Raw genomic sequence first — 22,210 nt, forward strand, 5'->3', positions numbered from 1 at the left:
ATGGCCCGTTTCGGAACGCAAAAACTCTACATTGATGGCGCTTACGTCGACGCTGGCAGCGATGCCACCTTCGAAGCCATCAACCCGGCTACCGGCGAAGTCCTCGCCCACGTGCAACGTGCCACCGAGGCTGACGTCGAGAAGGCCGTCGAAAGCGCCGAGCGTGGCCAGAAAGTCTGGGCCGCGATGACCGCCATGCAACGTTCGCGCATCCTGCGCCGCGCCGTCGAGATCCTGCGCGAGCGCAACGACGAGCTGGCCATGCTGGAAACCCTGGACACCGGCAAGTCGTACTCGGAAACCCGCTACGTCGACATCGTCACCGGCGCCGACGTGCTGGAGTACTACGCTGGCCTGGTTCCGGCCATCGAAGGCGAGCAGATCCCGCTGCGTGAATCGTCCTTCGTCTACACCCGCCGCGAGCCGCTGGGCGTGACCGCCGGTATCGGCGCCTGGAACTACCCGATCCAGATCGCCCTGTGGAAATCCGCCCCGGCCCTGGCCGCCGGCAACGCGATGATCTTCAAGCCGTCGGAAGTCACCTCGCTGACCACCCTGAAACTGGCCGAGATCTACACCGAAGCCGGCCTGCCGAACGGCGTGTTCAACGTCCTGACCGGCAGCGGCCGCGAAGTCGGCACCTGGCTGACCGAGCACCCACGCATCGAAAAAGTCTCCTTCACCGGCGGCACCACCACCGGCAAGAAGGTCATGGCCAGCGCCTCGAGCTCGTCGCTCAAGGAAGTCACCATGGAACTGGGCGGCAAGTCGCCACTGATCATCTGCGCCGACGCCGACCTGGACAAGGCCGCCGACATCGCCATGATGGCCAACTTCTACAGCTCGGGCCAGGTTTGCACCAACGGCACCCGCGTGTTCATCCCGGCTGAAATGAAAGCTGCCTTCGAGGCCAAGATCGTCGAGCGCGTTGCCCGCATCCGCGCTGGCAACCCGGAAGACGAAAACACCAACTTCGGCCCGCTGGTCAGCTTCCAGCACATGGAAAGCGTGCTTGGCTACATCGCCAAGGGCAAGGAAGAGGGTGCCCGCGTGCTGTGCGGTGGCGAGCGTCTGACCGCTGGTGATTTCGCCAAGGGCGCCTTCGTGGCCCCGACCGTGTTCACCGACTGCACCGACGACATGACCATCGTCAAGGAAGAGATCTTCGGCCCGGTGATGAGCATCCTCACCTACGAAACCGAAGAAGAAGTCATCCGTCGTGCCAACGACACCGAGTACGGCCTGGCCGCCGGTGTCTGCACCAACGACATCACCCGCGCCCACCGCATCATCCACAAGCTGGAAGCCGGTATCTGCTGGATCAACGCCTGGGGCGAATCGCCGGCCGAAATGCCAGTCGGTGGCTACAAGCAGTCGGGCGTCGGCCGTGAGAACGGCGTCAGCTCGCTGGCTCAATACACTCGCATCAAGTCGGTCCAGGTCGAGCTGGGCGGCTACAACTCGGTTTTCTAAACCCTGTATAGCCCCGCCCGTGCCGCTGCGCACGGGCGTTCCCGCTCCCTGATCACCGCCAACACGAGGGTACTTTCATGTCCCAAGAATTCGATTACATCATCGTCGGTGCCGGCTCGGCCGGTAACACCCTGGCGACCCGCCTGACCGAAGACGCCGGCGTCACCGTACTGCTGCTGGAGGCCGGTGGCCCCGACTACCGCTTCGACTTCCGCACCCAGATGCCGGCCGCCCTGGCCTTCCCGCTGCAGGGCCGCCGCTACAACTGGGCCTACGAGACCGACCCGGAGCCGTACATGGACGGCCGCCGCATGGAATGTGGCCGCGGCAAGGGCCTGGGCGGCTCGTCGCTGATCAACGGCATGTGCTACATCCGCGGTAACGCCATGGACTTCGACGGCTGGGCAGAACTGCCAGGCCTGGAAGACTGGACCTACCTGGACTGCCTGCCGTACTTCCGTAAAGCCGAAACCCGCGACATCGGCCCGAACGACTACCACGGTGGCGAAGGCCCGGTCAGCGTTGCCACGCCAAAGGCTGGCAATAACCCGCTGTTCCACGCCATGGTCGAGGCCGGCGTGCAGGCCGGTTACCCGCGCACCGAAGACCTTAACGGCTACCAGCAGGAAGGCTTCGGCCCGATGGACCGTTCGGTGACCAAGAACGGCCGCCGTTCCAGCACCGCCCGTGGCTACCTGGACCAGGCCAAGAAGCGCCCGAACCTGACCATCGTCACCCACGCCCTGACTGACCGCGTGCTGTTCGACGGCAAGCGCGCCATCGGCGTGACCTACCTGGTCGGTGACAGCGAAGAGCGCGTTGAAGCCCGCGCCCGCAAGGAAGTGATCGTCAGCTCCGGCGCCATCGCTTCGCCGCAACTGCTGCAGCGCTCCGGCGTCGGCCCGCGCGCCCTGCTGGAAAGCCTCGACATCCCGGTGGTGCACGACCTGCCGGGCGTTGGCGAAAACCTGCAGGACCACCTGGAACTGTACCTGCAGTACGCTTGCACCCAGCCGGTGTCGCTGTACCCGTCGCTGCTGTGGTGGAACCAGCCGGCCATTGGTGCCGAGTGGATGTTCAACGGCACCGGCATCGGCGCCAGCAACCAGTTCGAGGCCGGTGGTTTCATTCGTACCCGCCCTGAATTCAAGTGGCCGAACATCCAGTACCACTTCCTGCCGGTGGCCATTAACTACAACGGCTCCAACGGCGTGAAAGAACACGGCTTCCAGGCGCATATGGGTTCCATGCGCTCGCCTGCTCGCGGCCGCATCCAGGCCAAGTCGAAGGACCCGCGCCAACACCCGAGCATCCTGTTCAACTACATGTCCACCGAGCAGGACTGGCAGGAATTCCGTGACGGCATCCGCCTGACCCGCGAAATCATGGCCCAGCCGGCACTGGACCCGTATCGTGGCCGTGAGATCAGCCCGGGCGCGCACGTGCAAACCGATGAAGAGCTGGACAAGTTCATCCGCGAGCACGCCGAAACCGCCTTCCACCCGTCCTGCTCGTGCAAGATGGGCACCGACGACATGGCGGTGGTCGACGGCGAAGGCCGCGTGCATGGCATGAAGGGCCTGCGCGTGGTCGATGCGTCGATCATGCCGCTGATCATCACCGGCAACCTCAACGCCACCACGATCATGATCGCCGAGAAAATCTCGGACAAGATCCGTGGCCGCAAGCCGCTGCCGCGCAGCACCGCCAAGTACTACGTGGCTGGCGATGCACCGGTGAAGGGCAAGCCGATGCGTGAGGTCAAGCAGGCGTAAACCTGCACCGGCCCTTTCGCGGGCATGCCCGCTCCCACAGGATTCTCACAGAACTTGAGATTTGTGATTCACCTGTGGGAGCGGGCGCGCCCGCGAAGAGGCCCACCCAGGCAACACCAGAAAAGGCACCCACCGCGGTGCCTTTTTTTCATCTGCAGAAACGCTTTACAGCCTGCCAATTCATCAGGTTAGAATCATTTGGCACGCGACCTGCTAGCGTCATGCTATCAAGTCCCCTCCCCCCTGCGGTCCCCGGAGTACCTGCCTTTGGATGCAAGCACCATCAACAGCCTGTTCCTGATCGGCGCATTGCTGGTGGGCGCAAGTATCCTGGTCAGTTCGCTGTCGTCGCGCCTGGGCATCCCTATCCTGGTCATCATCCTCGCCGTCGGCATGGTCGCCGGGGTCGATGGTGGCGGCATCATCTTCAACAACTACCCGACCGCCTACCTGGTGGGCAACCTGGCGCTGGCCGTGATCCTGCTTGACGGCGGCCTGCGCACGCGGGTGGCAAGCTTCCGCGTGGCGCTGTGGCCGGCGCTGTCGCTGGCCACCATCGGCGTGATGATCACCACCGCCCTCACCGGCCTGGTCGCCGCCTGGCTGTTCGACCTGAGCCTGATCCAGGGCCTGCTGATCGGCGCCATCGTCGGCTCTACCGACGCCGCGGCGGTGTTCTCGCTGCTCGGCGGCAAAGGCCTGAACGAGCGGGTCACCGCCACCCTGGAGATCGAGTCGGGCAGCAACGACCCGATGGCAGTGTTCCTCACCGTCACCCTGATCGACATGATCGCCAGCGGCCAGACCGGCCTGCACTGGAGCCTGCTCACCCACCTGCTGCGCGAGTTCGGCATCGGCGGGCTGCTGGGCCTGGGCGGCGGCTGGCTGATGCTGCAACTGGTCAACCGCATCAAGCTGGCTGGCGGTCTGTACCCCATCCTGGTGATCGCCGGCGGCCTGGTGGTGTTCTCGCTGACCAATGCCCTGCACGGCAGCGGCTTCCTTGCCGTGTACCTGTGCGGCCTGGTGCTGGGCAACAAGCCGATCCGCAGCCGCCACGGCATCCTGCATATGCTCGACGGCATGGCCTGGCTGGCGCAGATCGGCATGTTCCTGGTGCTGGGGCTGCTGGTCACGCCCCACGACCTGCTACCCATCGCCCTGCCGGCGCTGGGCCTGGCGCTGTGGATGATCCTGGTGGCGCGGCCGCTGTCGGTGGTCGCCGCCCTGCTGCCGTTCAAGGCTTTCCATGGCCGCGAAAAGGGCTTCATCTCCTGGGTCGGCCTGCGCGGTGCGGTACCGATCATCCTCGCGGTGTTCCCGCTGATGGCCGGCCTGCCGGACGCCCAGCTGTTCTTCAACCTGGCCTTCTTCATCGTGCTGGTGTCGCTGCTTGTGCAAGGCACCAGCCTGCCGTGGATGGCCAAGCTGTTGAAAGTGACAGTACCGCCAGACCCGGCACCAATCTCCCGCTCCGCCCTGGAAGTGCACATTACCAGCGAGTGGGAAATGTTCGTCTACCGCCTGGGCGCCGAAAAATGGTGCATCGGCGCCGCCCTGCGCGAGTTGAAAATGCCCGAAGGCACGCGGATCGCCGCGCTGTTCCGGGGCGAGCAGCTGCTGCACCCGTCCGGCAGTACGGTACTGGAAGTAGGCGACATGCTCTGCGTGATCGGCCACGAACATAACCTGCCGGCCCTGGGCAAACTGTTCAGCCAGGCGCCACAACGTGGCCTCGACCTGCGTTTCTTCGGCGACTTCGTGCTCGAAGGCGATGCCGAACTGGGTGCGGTGGCAGCGTTGTACGGCCTGAAACTCGACGGCCTGGACGCGAAAATGCCGCTGGCCCAGTTCATCCGACAGAAGGTCGGAGGCGCTCCAGTAGTAGGTGACCAGGTCGAATGGCATGGCACGGTCTGGACCGTGGCCACCATGGACGGGAACAAGATCCAGAAAGTAGGCGTCAGATTCCCCGAAGGAACGCGACCCGGACCAGGATTGTTCCTCTAAACTTCGTTTCTGCCGGATCCACAAGTAGTCTGCCTATGTCCCTGCGCGTGTACCTCCGCACAGCCCTGCTCGGGCTGTGCCTGTCTCTCTCGTTCGCCGCTGGTGCGGCCGAGCTTCCCACCACGACCAGCATCCAGAGCAGCCTGAACAAGATTTCCCAGCCCAAGGGTGCCGAGGCCGACCCCAAGGCTGCGCAACAGACACCGGAGCAGAAGGCCCAGCAACAGGTGCTGGAACAGACCTTGGCACTGCTGCTCAGCAAGGAAGACAGCGAAAAGAAGCTTGAGGCACTCAAGCAGCAATTGGCTGGCGCGCCCAAGGAAACCGCCGACAGCCAGCGCGAGCTGATCAAGCTCAAGGCCAGCAAGCCACTGCCGGTGGCCCAACGCTACGCCACCCTGAACGTGCCACAGCTGGAGCAGATGCTCAGCGAGCGCAGTACGCAACAAGGCGAACTGCAAAAGGCACTGTCGGATGCCAACAGCCTGATCATCAACTCGCAGACCCGCCCAGAGCGGGCTCAGGCAGAAATCAGCAACAACCAGACACGTACCCAGCAGATCAACCTCAGCCTCAAGAGCGGCAAGGAGAACGGCAAGCCGCTCAACAGCGACCAACGCAACAGGCTCAATGCCGAGCTGGCGTCGCTAAATGCCCTGACCTCGTTGCGCCGCCAGGAACTGGCTGGCAACGGCCTGCTGCAGGACCTGGGCAATGCCCGTCACGACCTGCTGATCGAGCGCGCCACACGAATGGAGCAGGAAATCCAGGACCTGCAATCGCTGATCAACGAAAAACGCCTGGCCCAGTCGCAACAGGCGGTCACCCAGCAGTCGATCGAAGCGCAGAAAGCCGGCGGCAGCACCCTGCTGGCCAACGAAAGCGCTGCCAACCTGAAACTGTCCGACTACCTGCTCAAGAGCACCGACCGTCTCAACGAGCTGACCCAGCAGAACCTGCGCAGCAAGCAGCAGCTAGACAGCCTGACCCAGGCCGACCAGGCCCTGGACGAACAGATCAGCGTGCTCAAGGGCAGCCTGCTGCTGTCCAAGATCCTCTACAAGCAGAAGCAGGCCCTGCCGCACCTGAAAGTCGACCGCGACCTGGCTGACCAGATCGCCGATATCCGTCTTTACCAGTTCGAAGTGAACCAGCAACGCGAGCAGATGAGCAGCCCCGCCGCGTACGTCGACAACCTGCTGCTCGGCCAGCCGCAGGAGCAGGTTACCCCTCAGCTGCGCAAGGCGCTGCTGGAGGTGATGATTACCCGCGTCGACCTGCTCGAACGCCTCAGCCGGGAGCTGTCGGCACTGCTCAACGAATCGATCACCTTGCAGCTCAACCAGAAGCAGCTGCTCGGCACCGCCCAGGGCTTGCGCACCACGCTCGAAGAGCAGATGTTCTGGATTCCCAGCAACAAGCCACTGGACTGGGAATGGCTGAGCCTGGTGCCGGCACGCTTCGCCGACCAGGTAGCCAGCCTGCCCTGGGGTTCGGGCCTCAAGGAACTGGCCGATGGGCTGGGCCAGCGCCCCCTGCTGTTCCTGCCCTTGCTGCTGGTGATCGGCGCCCTGCTGTGGCGGCGCAAATACCTGTACCAACGGCTGGGCAAGGTGCACCAGGACATCGGCCACTTCCGCCGTGACAGCCAGTGGCACACGCCACAGGCGATCCTCATCAACATCCTGCTGGCGATGCCGGTCAGCCTGGGCCTGGCCCTGTGCAGCTACGCCCTGCAGATCGACGCCCGCGGGCAGAATGCCAACCTCGGCGCCGCCCTCTGGCAACTGGCCCAGGCCTGGCTGGTGTTCTACACCGCCTACCGCATCCTCGCCCCGGGCGGCGTGGCGGAAATCCACTTCCGCTGGCACAAGCCGCAGGTCGAGTTCCTGCGTGGCTGGGTGCGTCGCCTGGGCACCGTGGTACTGGCACTGGTCGGCGTGGTGGCAGTGGCCGAACATCAGCCTTCGGCGCTGGCCGATGATGTGCTGGGTATCGGCGTGGTACTGACCTGCTACGCACTGATGGCCTGGCTGCTCAGCCGCCTGCTGCTCAGCAGCCCGGCGCACCGCGACACCTCGCTGTTCCGCAAGGCCGTGGGCGTGGCCTTCACCGCCCTGCCCATCGCCCTGTTCGTGGCCGTGTGCTTCGGCTACTACTACACCGCACTGAAACTTACCGACCGGCTGATCTACACCCTGTACCTGCTGCTGTTCTGGCTGGTGATCGAAGCCGCGTTCGTGCGTGGTCTGTCGGTGGCGGCACGGCGCCTGGCCTACCAGCGCGCGCTGAGCAAGCGGGCGGCGGCCAAGGAAGGGCTGGATGGCGAAGTCATCACCGAAGAGCCGACCCTGGACATCGAGCAGGTCAACCAGCAGTCGCTGCGCCTGATCCGCCTGGCCCTGCTCGGCGGCTTCATCGCCGGCCTGTACTGGGTGTGGTCGGACCTGATTTCGGTGTTCGCCTACCTCAACAATTTCACCCTGTACGAGTACTCCAGCGGCACCGGTGCCACCGCCAGCATGGTGCCGATCAGCCTGGGCGACTTCCTCGGTGCGCTGGTCATCATCGGCATCACCTTCGCGCTAGGACGGAACTTGCCCGGCCTGCTCGAAGTCCTGGTGCTGTCGCGGCTCAACCTGGCCCAGGGCAGTGCGTATGCCACTACTACCTTGCTGTCCTATGTCATCGTCGGCGTCGGTATCGTCAGTACCCTGTCGACCCTCGGGGTCAGCTGGGACAAGCTGCAATGGCTGGTGGCCGCGCTGTCGGTGGGCCTGGGCTTCGGCATGCAGGAGATCTTCGCCAACTTCATCTCCGGCATCATGATCCTGTTCGAGCGCCCGGTGCGGATTGGCGACACCATTACCATCGGCAACCTGTCGGGCACGGTGAGCAAGATCCGCATCCGCGCCACCACCATCACCGACTTCGACCGCAAGGACATCATCGTCCCCAACAAGACCTTCATCACCGGTCAGCTGATCAACTGGTCGCTGACCGACACGGTCACCCGGGTAACGCTGAAGCTGGGCATCGACTATGGCTCGGACCTGGACCTGGTGCGCGACCTGCTGCTCAAGGGCGCCCACGAAAACCCACGCGTGCTCAAGGACCCGGAGCCGATCGTGTACTTCCTCAACTTCGGCGAGAGCTCGCTGGACCACGAGCTGCGCATGCATGTACGCGACCTGGGTGACCGCAACCCGACGCTGGACGAGATCAACCGCTACATCAACCGCGAGTTCAAGGCGCATAACATCAAGATCTCGGTGCGCCAGGTCGAGGTGTTTCTGATGGATCCGAAGGGCGGCAAACAGCAGCTGATTCCGGTGGAGCAGCCGAAACCGGATGGCACTCAACCTGTGTGAGTGGACTCCATAGAGCATGAACGCCCAGAATGCCTGCGAGGGCTTCGCCCTCGATCGCCGGCAAGCCAGCTCCCACAGGGGCCTTGCCGCACCCAGGTCCTGCACATCCCCTGTGGGAGCTGGCTTGCCGGCGATGGGCCGCAAAGCGGCCCCCTAGGTACCGACTTCCAGGAGCAGCCCGTGAAAGCCCTCGACCAACTCACCTTCGACAATCGCTTCGCCCGCCTGGGCGACGCGTTCTCCACCCAGGTCCTGCCCGAACCCATCGCAGACCCACGCCTGGTGGTAGCGAGCGAGTCGGCCATGGCGCTGCTCGACCTCGACCCGGCCCAGGCAGAGCTGCCGGTTTTCGCCGAGCTGTTCAGCGGCCACAAGCTATGGGAAGAGGCCGACCCGCGGGCGATGGTCTATTCCGGCCATCAGTTCGGCTCCTACAACCCGCGCCTGGGTGATGGCCGCGGCCTGCTGCTGGCCGAAGTGCTGAATGACCAGGGCGAGCACTGGGACCTGCACCTCAAGGGTGCCGGGCAGACGCCCTACTCGCGCATGGGCGACGGCCGCGCCGTGCTGCGTTCCTCGATCCGCGAGTTCCTCGCCTCCGAGGCCCTGCACGCCCTGGGCATTCCCAGCAGCCGGGCACTGTGCGTGATCGGCTCGAGCACCCCGGTGTGGCGCGAAACCCGCGAAAGCGCGGCCATGCTCACCCGCCTGGCGCAGAGCCATGTGCGTTTCGGGCATTTCGAATACTTCTACTACACCAGGCAGCCAGAACAGCAGCGCGTGCTCATCGACCACGTGCTGGAGCAGCACTACCCCGAATGCCGCGATGCCGAGCAGCCTTATCTGGCCATGTTCCGCACCATCGTCGAGCGCAATGCCGAGCTGATCGCACGCTGGCAGGCCTATGGTTTTTGCCACGGGGTGATGAACACCGACAACATGTCGATCCTCGGCATCACCTTCGACTTCGGCCCGTACGCCTTCCTCGACGACTTCGACGCCAACTTCATCTGCAACCACTCCGACGACCGTGGCCGCTACAGCTACGCCAACCAGGTACCGATCGCCCACTGGAACCTCATTGCACTGGCCCAGGCGCTGACCACGGTGATCGAAGTCGAACCGCTCAAGGAGGCGTTGGGCCTGTTCCTGCCGCTGTACCAGGCACACTACCTGGACCTGATGCGCCGGCGCCTGGGCCTGACCACTGCGGAAGACGACGACATGGCGTTGGTCGAGCGCCTGCTGCAGCGCATGCAGAGCGGTGGTGTGGACTACAACCTGTTCTTCCGCAAGCTGGGCGATCAGCCCGTGGCCGAGGCGCTGAAGGTGGTGCGTGACGACTTCATCGACCTGGCCGGTTTCGATGCCTGGGGGGCGGACTACCTGGCCCGCTGCGAGCGCGAAGCGGATAATGCCGAAGGGCGGCGTGAGCGCATGCATGCGGTGAACCCGCTGTACGTGCTGCGCAACTACCTGGCACAGAAAGCCATCGAAGCAGCCGAAGCGGGGGATTACAGTGAAGTGCGACAGCTGCATGAGGTGCTGAGCCGCCCGTTCGAGGAGCAGGCCGGAATGCAGGGCTATGCCGAGCGACCGCCGGAATGGGGCAAGCACCTGGAAATCAGCTGCTCCTCCTGACCAACTCCGAACCCTGTGGGAGCGGGTTCACCCGCGAAGAATGCGACGCGCTAGATGGCACCGGCTACGCCGGTGTTCGCGGGTAAACCCGCTCCCACAGGCACGGCGCTCAACCCAAGGCTTGCGCCGTACCTGTGGGAGCTGGCTTGCCGGCGATAGGGCCCGAACAAACAACACAAGGAATCGACATGTCCGACCCACTGGTAATCCCCTGCCCCCACTGCAACGGCCTCAACCGCCTGCCCGCCGAGCGCCTGGGCGACGCGCCGAAATGCGGCCGCTGCAAACAGGACGTGCTGCTGAGCACCCCCTTCGAACTCACCGAAGCCAGCTACGCCAGCCAGATCAAAGGCGACCTGCCACTGCTGGTCGACATCTGGGCGGATTGGTGCGGTCCGTGCAAATCCTTCGCCCCCACCTTCGAACAGGCCGCCCGCCAACTGGCCGGCCGCTGCCGCCTGGCCAAGCTCGACAGCGAAGCCAACCGCAACCTGGCCGGGCAACTGGGCATCCGCTCGATCCCCAGCCTGCTGCTGTTCAAGAATGGCCGTGAAGTAAGCCGTCAGGCCGGGGCGTTTCCACTCCAGTCGTTGCTGGAGTGGTTGCGTAGCCAGGGGGTCTAAGCGTTCTCTTCGAGCAGCGAATGCAACTCGACAAACTGCTGGGTCAGCTTGTGCCTGGGCTCCAGGTGAATCAGCGGAAGGCTGGCATGGTGCGACTCACGCATCTTCACCGAGCTGCCCAGGTACACCGGTAGCACCGGGAGCCCTTCGGCCAGCAGCTCGTCGAGCATCTGCTGTGGCAGGCTGGCGCGGGACTGGAACTGGTTGACCACGATGCCTTCGACCACCAGGTCTTCGTTGTGGTCTTCCTTGAGTTCTTCGATCTCGGCCAGCAGGCCATACAGGGCCTGGCGTGAGAAGCTGTCGCAGTCGAAAGGAATCAGCACGCGATCGGCGGCGATCAGTGCGGAAACCGCATAGAAGTTCAGCGCTGGCGGGGTATCGATGTAAATGCGCTCGTAGTCCTCGTCCAGTTCGTCGAGCAACTTACGCAGCTTGTTGATCTTGTGCTTCGCCTCAAGCTTCGGTTGCAGATCGGCCAGCTCGGCCGTGGCGGTGACCACGTGCAGGTTGTCGAACGGGGTTTCGTAGATATCGACCTGGTTCTTCTTGCTGAACGGCCCGCTGGACAGGCTTTGCTTGAAGAAGTCGGCGATGCCCATGGGGATATCGTCGCCGGTCAGGCCAGTCAGGTACTGGGTCGAGTTGGCCTGGGCATCCAGGTCGATCAGCAGGGTCCGATAACCTTCGCTGGCGCTCACCGCCGCCAGGTTGCAAGCGATGCTCGACTTGCCCACACCACCTTTCTGATTGAACACCACGCGCCGCATGATTGACCTCCGTGTATCAACGAATGCCCGAGTATGTGGCGCCGCTGCGGCAATGACCAGTGCCATTTGCCCGGAACAACAGCCTTGTGCTGCCTGCCCTGGCCCTATCGCCGGCAAGCCAAGCGCGTCCCCTGTGGGAGCTGGCTTGCCGGCGATCGGGGCCCGATCAGGCAACTACACTGCCCCCGCCAGCCACCTGCCCTGTGAGCAACTCGGCAAATGCCCGTGCCATCGCCGACCCACCATGCTCGCGCTGCACCAGCCACACCGCCGACATCGCCCCTTCATCCAGCAGCGTGCGATAGACCACCCCCTCGATGCGCATGCGCTGGAACGACGCCGGCAGCACCGATACCCCAAGCCCTGCCGATACCAGCCCGATGATGGTCATCGCCTCCCCCGCCTCCTGGGCAAAATGCGGGCTGAAACCCGCCTGGCGCGCCAGGCTCAGCAACTGTGCGTGCAACCCGCTGCCATAGCTGCGCGGGAAGAACACGAACGGCTCATTGGCCAGGGCGGCCATGTGCAGGCCATGCTCCGTGCCTTCGGCCAATGGATGCGAGGCATTTATCACTGCCACCAGCGGCTCGCGAAACAACTCGGTGGCCACCAGCCCTTCCGGCAGCGGCATCGGCCGCATCAGCCCGACCTCGATGGACTCGTCGAACACCCCTTCTGCCACGTCGCGACTGCTCATTTCCTTGAGGTTCAGGTGCACCGCCGGGAAGCGCTGGCGAAACGCGTGGATGGCCTTGGGGATCTTCGAGGTGAACGGTGCCGAGGAGGTAAAGCCGATCTTCATCTCCCCCAGCTCCCCCAACTGCGCACGCCGGGCGACATCGGCGGCCTTTTCCACCTGCGCCAGCACCTGGCGGGCTTCCTCGAGGAACAACCGCCCCGCCTCGCTCAGCTCGACCCGACGGTTGGTACGCTCGAACAGACGGGCCCCCAGTTCCTGCTCCAGCGCCTGGATCTGCTGACTCAAGGGTGGCTGCGAAATGCCCAGCTGCTGGGCGGCGCGGCCAAAATGCAGCTCTTCGGCCACGGCGATGAAGTAACGCAGATGGCGCAGTTCCATGATCAGCTCCAAACAGGTCGTAAAACATCTCAAATAGGTCGAACAATATATTGGATCTAATCATTAGCCAGCTATATGCTTTTTTCATTGCGCCAGAGGTACCCTCCGTGAAAACTGCTGTAGCTCCCCTTCCCGCCGAGCCAGAACCTGCCCCGCTGAACGAAATGTGGATCGAAAAAGGCACCCCCGCCTTCATGAAGACCGTGCTGGCGCTATTCAGCGGCGGCTTCGCCACCTTCGCCCTGCTGTACTGCGTGCAGCCGATGATGCCGTTGCTGTCGAAGGAATTTGCCATCAATGCGGCGCAGAGCAGCCTGGTGCTGTCGGTCTCCACAGCCATGCTGGCGTTCGGCCTGCTGATCACCGGCCCTATCTCCGACCGCATCGGGCGCAAGCCGGTGATGGTGTTTGCCCTGGCCTGCGCCGCCCTTTCCACCCTGGCCAGCGCGGTGATGCCGAGCTGGGAGCTGGTACTGGCCACCCGTGCCCTGGTCGGCCTGTCGCTGAGCGGCCTGGCAGCGGTGGCGATGACCTACCTGAGCGAAGAGATCCACCCGCAGCACATTGGCCTGGCCATGGGCCTGTACATCGGAGGCAACGCCATTGGCGGCATGAGCGGGCGCCTGATCACCGGCGTGCTGATCGACTTCGTCAGCTGGCACACGGCGATGCTGACCATCGGCGGCCTGGCCTTGGTGGCGGCGCTGGTGTTCTGGAAGGTGCTGCCCGAGTCGCGCAATTTCCGCTCGCAGGCGATGAACCCACGCAGCCTGCTGGATGGCTTCGTCATGCACTTCAGGGATGCCGGCCTGCCCTGGCTGTTCCTCGAAGCCTTCCTGCTGATGGGCGCCTTCGTCACCCTGTTCAACTACATCGGCTACCGCCTGCTGGCCGAGCCCTATCACATGAACCAGGCGCTGGTCGGCTTGCTGTCAGTGGTGTACCTGTCTGGCATCTACAGCTCGGCGCAGGTCGGCGCACTGGCTGACAAACTGGGCCGGCGCAAGGTGTTCTGGGCCAGTATCGTGGTGATGGCGGGTGGCTTGCTGATGACCCTGGCCAACCCGCTGGTGATGGTTATCGTCGGTATGCTGGTGTTCACCTTCGGCTTTTTTGGCGCGCACTCGGTGGCCAGCAGCTGGATCGGCCGCAGGGCATTGAAGGCCAAGGGACAGGCGTCGTCGCTGTACCTGTTCAGCTATTACGCCGGGTCGAGTGTGGCCGGTACGGCGGGCGGGGTGTTCTGGCACCAGTGGGGCTGGAATGGCATCGGGCTGTTCATTGGCAGCCTGCTGGCGGTGGCGTTGCTGGTGGCGCTGCACCTGAGCAGGCTGGCACCGAAATCGGGCTGAACCCCATCGCGACACAAGGCCGCTCCTACAGCAGAACGCAATTCCCTGTAGGAGCGGCCTTGTGTCGCGATGGGCTGCAAAGCAGCCCCAAAATCTCGGATCAGTTGATGATCTCGACCATATCCACATCCACTTCCCGGCTCATCAGGTGCTTCTCCACCTCACCGGTCAGCTTGACCTTGGTCTTGTCGTTGAACGGCGTCGGCGGCAGGTCTTCATCATCGATTTCCACGGTGATGGTGCCGGTGTTGTCCTTGAACTCGTACTTGTCGTCGTTGTTGATCTTCTTGGTCACGAAGCCTTGCAGCACCACTGGGGTGTCGTCGGCAGCATCGTTGGCCGCAGCTACGGTGGTGACCGACTGGGCGCCGGGGCCGGTGTAGCCGGCAGCCAGGGCAGCAGTGCTGAACAAGGGGGCGAGGATCAACGCAAGATAACGTGCTTTCATGAGGAACAGGTCCTGTTTCGGTTTCGATGGGACCAGATTAACGACGATCGCTGAATTAAAACTTAATGCAACAAAAAGCCCGGCACATGGCCGGGCTTTCGTGTTCAGAGATCAACTCACTGATGGTATTGCGCCGACAGCTCATGCACGGCGTTGATGAACACGCCGGCGTGCTCTGGGTCGACTTCCGGTGTGATGCCGTGGCCCAGGTTGAACACATGGCCTGTGCCGTGGCCATAGCTGGCCAGGATACGCGCCACTTCCTTGCGGATGGCCTCGGGCTTGGCGTACAGCACGGTCGGGTCCATGTTGCCCTGCAGCGCCACCTTGTCACCCACGCGGCGGCGGGCATCGCCGATCTCGCAGGTCCAGTCCAGGCCCAGCGCGTCGGCGCCGGCTTCGGCGATGCTTTCCAGCCACAGGCCGCCGTTCTTGGTGAACAGGATCACCGGCACCTTGCGCCCTTCGTGCTCGCGGATCAGGCCGCTGACGATCTTGCGCATGTAGGCCAGGGAGAACTCCTGGTAAGCCGCCGCCGACAGGTTGCCGCCCCAGGTGTCGAAAATCTGCACGGCCTGGGCACCAGCGAGGATCTGGCCGTTGAGGTAGCTGGTGATCGACTGGGCCAGCTTGTCCAGCAGCAGGTGCAGGGCCTGCGGGTTGTCGTAGGCCATGGCCTTGGTCTTGCGGAAGTCCTTCGACGAGCCGCCTTCGACCATGTAGGTGGCCAGGGTCCACGGGCTGCCGGAGAACCCGATCAGCGGCACGCGGCCGTTGAGCTCGCGGCGGATGGTGCTGACCGCGTCCATCACGTAGCCAAGGTCTTTCTGCGGGTCGGGGATCGGCAGCGCTTCGATGTCGGCCGGGGTGCTGATGACCTTCTTGAAACGCGGGCCTTCGCCGCTTTCGAAGTACAGGCCCAGGCCCATGGCATCGGGGATGGTGAGGATGTCCGAGAACAGGATCGCCGCGTCCAGCGGGTAGCGGTCCAGCGGCTGCAGGGTGACCTCGCAGGCGAACTGCGGGTTCATGCACAGGCTCATGAAGTCACCGGCCTTGGCGCGGCTGGCGCGGTACTCCGGCAGGTAGCGGCCGGCCTGGCGCATCATCCACACCGGGGTGACGTCTACGGGTTGCTTGAGCAGTGCACGCAGGAAACGATCGTTCTTCAGGGCAGTCATGTCGGCATCCGGAAAAATAGTGCGGGCATTTTCTCAGACGCACAAAGAAAAGGCACGGCCGTTTGCCGTGCCTTTTCTCTATAGGTATGTCCTGGATCAATAGATTTTGTATACAAAATCCTAATGATGGGGCTGCCGATGGCCCTATCGCCGGCAAGCCAGCTCCCACAGGGTGAGCCGCAGCCCTTGTGGGAGCTGGCTTGCCGGCGATGAGGCCAGCACAGGCAGCCTCAGACTTCCAGGTAGTCCAGGATACCTTCAGCAGCAGTACGCCCTTCGAAGATAGCCGTCACCACCAGGTCCGACCCACGCACCATGTCGCCACCGGCAAACACTTTCGGGTTGCTGGTCTGGTGCTTGAATTTGCCCTTCTCCGGTGCCACCACGCGGCCCTGGCTATCCAGCTGGATGCCATGCTGCTCGAACCACGGCGCCGGGCTTGGGCGGAAGCCGAAGGCGATGACCACGGCATCGGCCGGCAGGATCTCTTCAGACCCCGGGATCGGCTCCGGGCTGCGGCGGCCACGGGCATCCGGCTCGCCGAGACGAGTCTCGACCACCTTCACGCCTTCGACCTTGTCCTCGCCGACAATGGCGATAGGCTGGCGGTTGTAGAGGAACTTCACGCCCTCTTCCTTGGCGTTTTTCACCTCACGACGCGAACCCGGCATGTTGGCCTCGTCACGGCGATAGGCGCAGGTCACCGACTTGGCGCCCTGGCGGATCGAGGTGCGGTTGCAGTCCATCGCGGTGTCACCACCGCCCAGTACCACCACCTTCTTGCCCTGCATGTCGACGAAGTCTTCCGGCGACTTCTCGAAGCCCAGGTTGCGGTTGACGTTGGCGATCAGGAAGTCCAGCGCGTCATGCACGCCCGGCAGGTCCTCGCCCGGGAAGCCGCCTTTCATGTAGGTGTAGGTACCCATGCCCATGAACACTGCGTCGTATTCGGCGAGCAGTTGCTCCATGGTCACGTCCTTGCCCACCTCGGTGTTCAGGCGGAACTCGATGCCCATGCCGGTGAACACTTCACGGCGGTTGCTGAGCACGGTCTTTTCCAGCTTGAACTCGGGAATACCGAAGGTCAGCAGGCCGCCGATTTCCGGGTTGCGGTCGAATACCACCGGGGTCACGCCGGCACGTACCAGCACGTCGGCACAGCCCAGGCCGGCCGGGCCGGCACCGATGATGGCGACGCGCTTGCCGGTTGGCTTGACCTTGGACATGTCCGGGCGCCAGCCCATGGCGAAGGCGGTGTCGGTGATGTACTTCTCCACCGAGCCGATGGTCACCGCACCGAAGCCGTCGTTCAGGGTGCAGGCACCCTCGCACAGGCGGTCCTGCGGGCATACGCGGCCGCACACTTCCGGCAGGGTGTTGGTCTGGTGCGACAGTTCCGCCGCGGCCAGGATGTTGCCTTCGGAAACCAGCTTCAACCAGTTGGGGATGAAGTTGTGTACCGGGCACTTCCATTCGCAATAGGGGTTACCGCAGCCCAGGCAGCGGTGCGCCTGCTCCACGGACTGCTGCGGCTTGAACGGCTCGTAGATTTCCACGAACTCCTTCTTGCGCTGGCGCAGCAGCTTTTTCTTCGGGTCCTTGCGGCCCACTTCGATGAACTGGAAGTCGTTGTTCAGACGTTCAGCCATTTTTCAAAACCTCTTTACCGCAGTTGCCAGCCTCAGGCTGCAAGCTGCAAGACGATCACTTGAGCACGACAGGCCCCGCGCACGGGGCCGTCACTTGCAGCTGTTGTTACTGCGGGTTGGCACGGGTGCTGGACAGCAGTTGCTTCAGGTTGGCTGCCTTCGGCTTGACCAGCCAGAAGCGCCGCACGTAGTCGTCCAGGTTCTCCGAGAGCTCACGCCCCCACTCGCTGCCGGTCTCTTCCACGTACTCGGCAAGGACCCGCGCCAGGTGGCTGCGGTAGGCCTCCATCGCTTCACCACTGATACGCTGGATTTCCACCAGCTCATGGTTGAGCTTGTCGACGAAGGTATTGTCCATGTCGAGCACGTAGGCGAAGCCGCCAGTCATGCCAGAACCGAAGTTGTAACCGGTCTTGCCCAGCACACAGACAAAGCCGCCGGTCATGTATTCACAGCAGTGATCGCCAGTGCCCTCGACAACAGCGTGGGCGCCGGAGTTACGTACAGCGAAGCGCTCGCCAGCAGTACCGGCGGCGAACAGCTTGCCGCCGGTGGCGCCGTACAGGCAGGTGTTGCCGACGATGGCGCTGTGCTGGGTTTCGAACGGGCTGCCGGCTGGCGGCACGATGGTGACCTTGCCACCGGTCATGCCCTTGCCGACGTAGTCGTTGGCGTCGCCTTCCAGGTGCAGGTTCAGGCCACCGGCGTTCCACACGCCGAAGCTCTGGCCCGCAGTACCCTTGAAGCGGAAGGTGATCGGCGCCGCAGCCATGCCCTGGTTGCCGTGCAGGCGGGCGATTTCGCCCGACACGCGCGCACCGATGGAGCGGTCGCAGTTGCAGATGTCGAGGCTGAACTCGCCACCGGCCTGGTCGCGGATGGCCGGCATGGCCATTTCCACCATCTTCTCGGCCAGCTCGCCCTGGTCGAACGGCGGGTTCTTGTCGACTTCGCAGAACTGCGGCTTGTCAGCCGGGATGTGCGAGCTGCCCAGCAGCGGCGACAGGTCCAGGTACTGCTGGCGTTCGGTGTCGCCTGGCAGCACGTCGAGCAGGTCGGTACGGCCGATCAGCTCGCCGAGGCTGCGCACGCCCAGCTTGGCCAGCCACTCACGGGTTTCTTCGGCGACGAAGGTGAAGAAGTTGATCACCATGTCGACGGTGCCGATGTAGTGGTCCTTGCGCAGCTTGTCGTTCTGGGTGGCCACGCCGGTGGCGCAGTTGTTCAGGTGGCAGATGCGCAGGTACTTGCAGCCCAGGGCGATCATCGGCGCGGTACCGAAGCCGAAGCTTTCGGCGCCAAGGATGGCTGCCTTGATCACGTCCAGGCCGGTCTTCAGGCCACCGTCGGTCTGTACCCGTACCTTGCCGCGCAGGTCGTTGCCGCGCAGGGTCTGGTGGGTCTCGGCCAGGCCCAGCTCCCACGGGGCGCCGGCGTACTTGATCGAGGTCAGCGGCGAAGCACCGGTACCACCGTCGTAGCCGGAGATGGTGATCAGGTCGGCATAGGCCTTGGCCACACCGGCGGCGATGGTGCCGACGCCAGCTTCTGCCACCAGCTTGACCGAAACCAGGGCCTGCGGGTTGACCTGCTTGAGGTCGTAGATCAGCTGGGCCAGGTCTTCGATCGAGTAGATGTCGTGGTGCGGCGGCGGCGAGATCAGGGTCACGCCCGGTACCGCGTAACGCAGCTTGGCGATCAGGCCGTTGACCTTGCCGCCTGGCAGCTGGCCGCCTTCACCGGGCTTGGCGCCCTGGGCAACCTTGATCTGCAGCACTTCGGCGTTGACCAGGTACTCCGGGGTCACGCCAAAGCGGCCGGTGGCCACCTGCTTGATCTTCGAGCTCTTGATGGTGCCGTAGCGCGACGGGTCTTCACCGCCCTCGCCAGAGTTGGAACGCGCGCCCAGGCGGTTCATCGCCTCGGCCAGCGCTTCGTGGGCCTCTGGCGACAGAGCACCCAGCGAGATACCGGCGGAGTCGAAGCGCTTGAGGATCGCCTCCAGCGGCTCGATCTGCTCCAGCGGCAGTGGCTGGTCGGCCACTTTCACCTTCAGCAGGTCGCGGATCATCGACACCGGGCGCTGGTCGACCAGCGTGGTGTATTCCTTGAACTTGGCGTAGTCGCCCTGCTGCACGGCGGCCTGCAGGGTGTTGACCACGTCCGGGTTGTAGGCGTGGTATTCGCCACCGTGGACGAACTTCAGCAGGCCGCCTTGCTGGATCGGCTTGCGCGCGCTCCAGGCTTCGGCTGCCAGCAGCTTCTGGTCGCTTTCCAGGTCTGCGAAACGCGCACCCTTGATGCGGCTGGAAACGCCCTTGAAGCTCAGGCCCACCACTTCCTCGGCGAGGCCGATGGCTTCGAACAGCTGCGCGCCACGGTACGAGGCGATGGTGGAGATACCCATCTTCGACAGGATCTTCAGCAGGCCCTTGGAGATGCCCTTGCGGTAGTACTTGAAGACTTCGTCCAGGTCGCCCAGCACTTCGCCAGTACGGATCAGGTCAGCCAGCACTTCATAGGCCAGGTACGGGTAAATGGCCGAGGCACCGAAGCCCAGCAGCACGGCAAAGTGGTGCGGGTCGCGGGCGGTGGCAGTTTCCACCAGGATGTTGCTGTCGCAACGCAGGCCCTGCTCGGTCAGGCGGTGGTGCACCGCACCAACGGCCAGCGAGGCGTGCACCGGCAGCTTGCCCGGGGCGATGTAGCGGTCGCTCAGCACCAGCTGGGTCTTGCCAGCGCGCACGGCTTCTTCAGCCTGGTCGGCGATGTTGCGGATGGCCGCTTCCAGGCCGACGCTCTCTTCATAGTTGAGGTCGATCAGCTGGCGGTCGAAGCCTTCGCGCTCCAGGTTCATCAGCGAACGCCACTTGGCGGGCGAGATGACCGGCGAGCTGAGGATTACCCGCGAAGCGTGCTCCGGGGATTCCTGGAAGATGTTGCGCTCGGCACCCAGGCAGATTTCCAGGGACATGACGATCGCTTCGCGCAGCGGGTCGATCGGCGGGTTGGTCACCTGGGCGAACTGCTGGCGGAAGAAGTCGTACGGCGAACGCACGCGCTGCGACAGCACGGCCATTGGCGTGTCGTCACCCATCGAACCGACCGCTTCCTGGCCCTGCTCGCCGAGCGGGCGCAGCACCTGGTCACGCTCTTCGAAGGTGACCTGGAACATTTTCATGTACTGCTTGAGCTGGTCAGCGTCGTAGCTGGCCACGCCCTGGTCATCGGTCAGCGTCGCCTGGATGCGCGTGGCGTGCTGACGCAGCCAGCGTTTGTACGGGTGGCGCGACTTCAGACGGTTGTCGATGGCGTCGGTGTCGAGGATCTGGCCGGTTTCGGTGTCCACGGCGAAGATCTGGCCCGGGCCGACGCGGCCCTTGGCGATGACGTCCTCGGGCTTGTAGTCCCATACGCCGATTTCCGACGCCAGGGTGATGTAGCCGTTCTTGGTGGTCACCCAGCGCGCCGGGCGCAGGCCGTTACGGTCGAGCAGGCACACCGCATGGCGGCCTTCGGTCATTACGATACCGGCCGGGCCATCCCACGGCTCCATGTGCATGGAGTTGTATTCGTAGAAGGCGCGCAGGTCGGCGTCCATGGTCTCGACGTTCTGCCAGGCTGGCGGTACCAGCATGCGCACGCCACGGAACAGGTCGATGCCGCCAGTGACCATCAGCTCCAGCATGTTGTCCATGCTCGAGGAGTCGGAACCGACGCGGTTGACCAGCGGGCCGAGCTCGTCGAGGTCGGGGATCAGGTCGTTGGCGAACTTGGTGCGACGGGCCATGGCCCAGTTGCGGTTGCCGGTGATGGTGTTGATCTCGCCGTTGTGGGCGAGGAAGCGGAACGGCTGCGCCAGCGGCCATTTCGGCAGGGTGTTGGTGGAGAAGCGCTGGTGGAACACGCAGATCGCGGTTTGCAGGCGCTCGTCACCCAGGTCTGGGTAGAAGGCCGCGAGATCGCGCGGCATCATCAGGCCTTTGTAGATGATGGTCTTGTGCGAGAAGCTGCAGATGTAGTGGTCGGCGTCGTGGGCGTTGGCCACGGACGAACGGCGACGGGCACTGAACAGCTTGATGGCGAATTCCTGGTCGCTCAGGCCTTCACCGCCGATGAACACCTGCTCGATCTGCGGCAGGCGCTCAAGGGCCAGGCGGCCGAGCACGCTGGTATCGATCGGCACCTTGCGCCAGCCGACCAGCTTCAGGCCAGCAGCGAGGATTTCGCGGTCCATGTTGGCGCGGGCGGCTTCGGCTTTGACCGGGTCCTGGTTGAAGAACACCATGCCGACGGCGTACTGCTTGGGCAGCTCGGCAGCGAAGTGCTCCTGGGCCACGGCACGCAGGAATTGATCGGGCTTCTGCATGAGCAGACCGCAACCGTCACCGGTCTTGCCGTCGGCGTTGATACCGCCGCGGTGGGTCATGCAGGTCAGTGCCTGCATGGCGGTTTGCAGAAGGTGGTGGCTCGGTTCGCCCGTCATATGGGCGATCAGGCCAAAACCACAGTTGTCCTTGAATTCTTCGGGATGGTACAGACCTGTTTTCATAGACACATTCTCACCAGGTTCACCTCTCAACGGAGGTAAATCTCTTTTTTAACAACCACTTACCATCCACGCCGATCAAACGCCAGCTTTTTTGCGGTGGCCATGGAAAACCATTGTTGCACAGCGACAGCGATGCCCACAAATTTTCATGTCTCACCATTGAAAATTTATGTCGCAATTTTGAATGTTTTTGCGCCATGCGCCGTGATAGCGGCTTGGCTCGAGTCTGAAGCGTTTCAGCCATGACTGCAAGTAAGGCTTGTGGCCGGCAGTCTGGGACAGAAAAG

At 63.7% G+C, this 22,210-nt stretch carries 13 protein-coding genes; 7 read left to right on the forward strand and 6 right to left on the reverse strand.

Features of this window, described 5'->3' with window-relative positions; all coding sequences use genetic code 11:
- The 6 genes from betB to trxC all read left to right on the forward strand — a co-directional run bounded on the left by betB (position 1) and on the right by trxC (position 10,893).
- Positions 1-1,473 (forward strand): betaine-aldehyde dehydrogenase, encoded by a 1,473-nt coding sequence (betB, locus tag CAG44_RS00905; protein WP_025340943.1) that lies wholly within the window; start codon positions 1-3, stop codon positions 1,471-1,473.
- 77 nt (positions 1,474-1,550) lie between these two features.
- Entirely contained in the window at positions 1,551-3,248 is a 1,698-nt protein-coding gene (betA, locus tag CAG44_RS00910; RefSeq protein WP_085614616.1) for a choline dehydrogenase, read from the forward strand.
- A gap of 267 nt (positions 3,249-3,515) precedes the next feature.
- Positions 3,516-5,258, forward strand: a complete 1,743-nt coding sequence (locus CAG44_RS00915; RefSeq protein ID WP_085691418.1) for a potassium/proton antiporter — start codon at positions 3,516-3,518, stop codon at positions 5,256-5,258.
- A 35-nt stretch (positions 5,259-5,293) separates the two neighbouring features.
- Entirely contained in the window at positions 5,294-8,629 is a 3,336-nt protein-coding gene (gene mscK / locus CAG44_RS00920) for a mechanosensitive channel MscK (RefSeq protein ID WP_085587750.1), read from the forward strand.
- A gap of 180 nt (positions 8,630-8,809) precedes the next feature.
- Entirely contained in the window at positions 8,810-10,270 is a 1,461-nt protein-coding gene (selO, locus tag CAG44_RS00925) for a protein adenylyltransferase SelO (protein ID WP_085691419.1), read from the forward strand.
- Positions 10,271-10,458: 188 nt separating this feature from the next.
- Positions 10,459-10,893 (forward strand): thioredoxin TrxC, encoded by a 435-nt coding sequence (gene trxC / locus CAG44_RS00930; protein WP_025340948.1) that lies wholly within the window; start codon positions 10,459-10,461, stop codon positions 10,891-10,893.
- Here the strand turns inward: trxC and CAG44_RS00935 are convergent.
- The gene (locus CAG44_RS00935; protein ID WP_025340949.1) at positions 10,890-11,663 is read right to left on the reverse strand and encodes a ParA family protein; all 774 of its coding nucleotides are present in this window, start codon (positions 11,661-11,663) and stop codon (positions 10,890-10,892) included. The two genes, trxC and CAG44_RS00935, sit on opposite strands and share 4 nt — an antisense overlap.
- Before the next feature lie 166 nt (positions 11,664-11,829).
- Positions 11,830-12,741 carry a LysR family transcriptional regulator gene (locus tag CAG44_RS00940; RefSeq protein ID WP_085691420.1) on the reverse strand — a complete coding sequence of 304 codons (912 nt, stop codon included), beginning with the start codon at positions 12,739-12,741 and terminating at the stop codon, positions 11,830-11,832.
- Positions 12,742-12,905: 164 nt separating this feature from the next.
- Here CAG44_RS00940 and CAG44_RS00945 point away from each other — a divergent pair, with 164 nt between their 5' ends.
- On the forward strand, positions 12,906-14,093 hold the full coding sequence (locus CAG44_RS00945; protein ID WP_371858526.1) for an MFS transporter: 1,188 nt from the start codon (positions 12,906-12,908) through the stop codon (positions 14,091-14,093).
- Between the two features lie 100 nt (positions 14,094-14,193).
- Here CAG44_RS00945 and CAG44_RS00950 read toward each other — a convergent pair whose 3' ends face one another.
- From CAG44_RS00950 to gltB, 4 genes are all read right to left on the reverse strand, one after another.
- Entirely contained in the window at positions 14,194-14,541 is a 348-nt protein-coding gene (locus tag CAG44_RS00950; RefSeq protein WP_039612521.1) for a NirD/YgiW/YdeI family stress tolerance protein, read from the reverse strand.
- 116 nt (positions 14,542-14,657) lie between these two features.
- Positions 14,658-15,722 (reverse strand): uroporphyrinogen decarboxylase, encoded by a 1,065-nt coding sequence (gene hemE / locus CAG44_RS00955; RefSeq protein WP_085691422.1) that lies wholly within the window; start codon positions 15,720-15,722, stop codon positions 14,658-14,660.
- Positions 15,723-15,952: 230 nt separating this feature from the next.
- Positions 15,953-17,371 (reverse strand): FAD-dependent oxidoreductase, encoded by a 1,419-nt coding sequence (locus CAG44_RS00960; RefSeq protein WP_013974599.1) that lies wholly within the window; start codon positions 17,369-17,371, stop codon positions 15,953-15,955.
- Positions 17,372-17,477: 106 nt separating this feature from the next.
- Positions 17,478-21,923 carry a glutamate synthase large subunit gene (gene gltB / locus CAG44_RS00965; RefSeq protein WP_085691423.1) on the reverse strand — a complete coding sequence of 1,482 codons (4,446 nt, stop codon included), beginning with the start codon at positions 21,921-21,923 and terminating at the stop codon, positions 17,478-17,480.
- Positions 21,924-22,210 lie beyond the last annotated feature (287 nt).

The organism is Pseudomonas sp. B13(2017) (genome assembly GCF_002113245.1).
Classification (GTDB): domain Bacteria; phylum Pseudomonadota; class Gammaproteobacteria; order Pseudomonadales; family Pseudomonadaceae; genus Aquipseudomonas; species Aquipseudomonas putida_Z.

What these genes read in the sequence shown, in the direction of transcription:
- betB (WP_025340943.1), top strand. Translation starts at nt 1, where the DNA reads ATGGCCCGTTTCGGAACGCAAAAACTCTACATTGATGGCGCTTACGTC.
- betA (WP_085614616.1), top strand. Translation starts at nt 1,551, where the DNA reads ATGTCCCAAGAATTCGATTACATCATCGTCGGTGCCGGCTCGGCCGGT.
- mscK (WP_085587750.1), top strand. Translation starts at nt 5,294, where the DNA reads ATGTCCCTGCGCGTGTACCTCCGCACAGCCCTGCTCGGGCTGTGCCTG.
- trxC (WP_025340948.1), top strand. Translation starts at nt 10,459, where the DNA reads ATGTCCGACCCACTGGTAATCCCCTGCCCCCACTGCAACGGCCTCAAC.
- CAG44_RS00935 (WP_025340949.1), bottom strand. Translation starts at nt 11,663, where the DNA reads ATGCGGCGCGTGGTGTTCAATCAGAAAGGTGGTGTGGGCAAGTCGAGC.
- CAG44_RS00940 (WP_085691420.1), bottom strand. Translation starts at nt 12,741, where the DNA reads ATGGAACTGCGCCATCTGCGTTACTTCATCGCCGTGGCCGAAGAGCTG.
- CAG44_RS00945 (WP_371858526.1), top strand. Translation starts at nt 12,906, where the DNA reads ATGTGGATCGAAAAAGGCACCCCCGCCTTCATGAAGACCGTGCTGGCG.
- CAG44_RS00950 (WP_039612521.1), bottom strand. Translation starts at nt 14,541, where the DNA reads ATGAAAGCACGTTATCTTGCGTTGATCCTCGCCCCCTTGTTCAGCACT.
- hemE (WP_085691422.1), bottom strand. Translation starts at nt 15,722, where the DNA reads ATGACTGCCCTGAAGAACGATCGTTTCCTGCGTGCACTGCTCAAGCAA.
- CAG44_RS00960 (WP_013974599.1), bottom strand. Translation starts at nt 17,371, where the DNA reads ATGGCTGAACGTCTGAACAACGACTTCCAGTTCATCGAAGTGGGCCGC.
- gltB (WP_085691423.1), bottom strand. Translation starts at nt 21,923, where the DNA reads ATGAAAACAGGTCTGTACCATCCCGAAGAATTCAAGGACAACTGTGGT.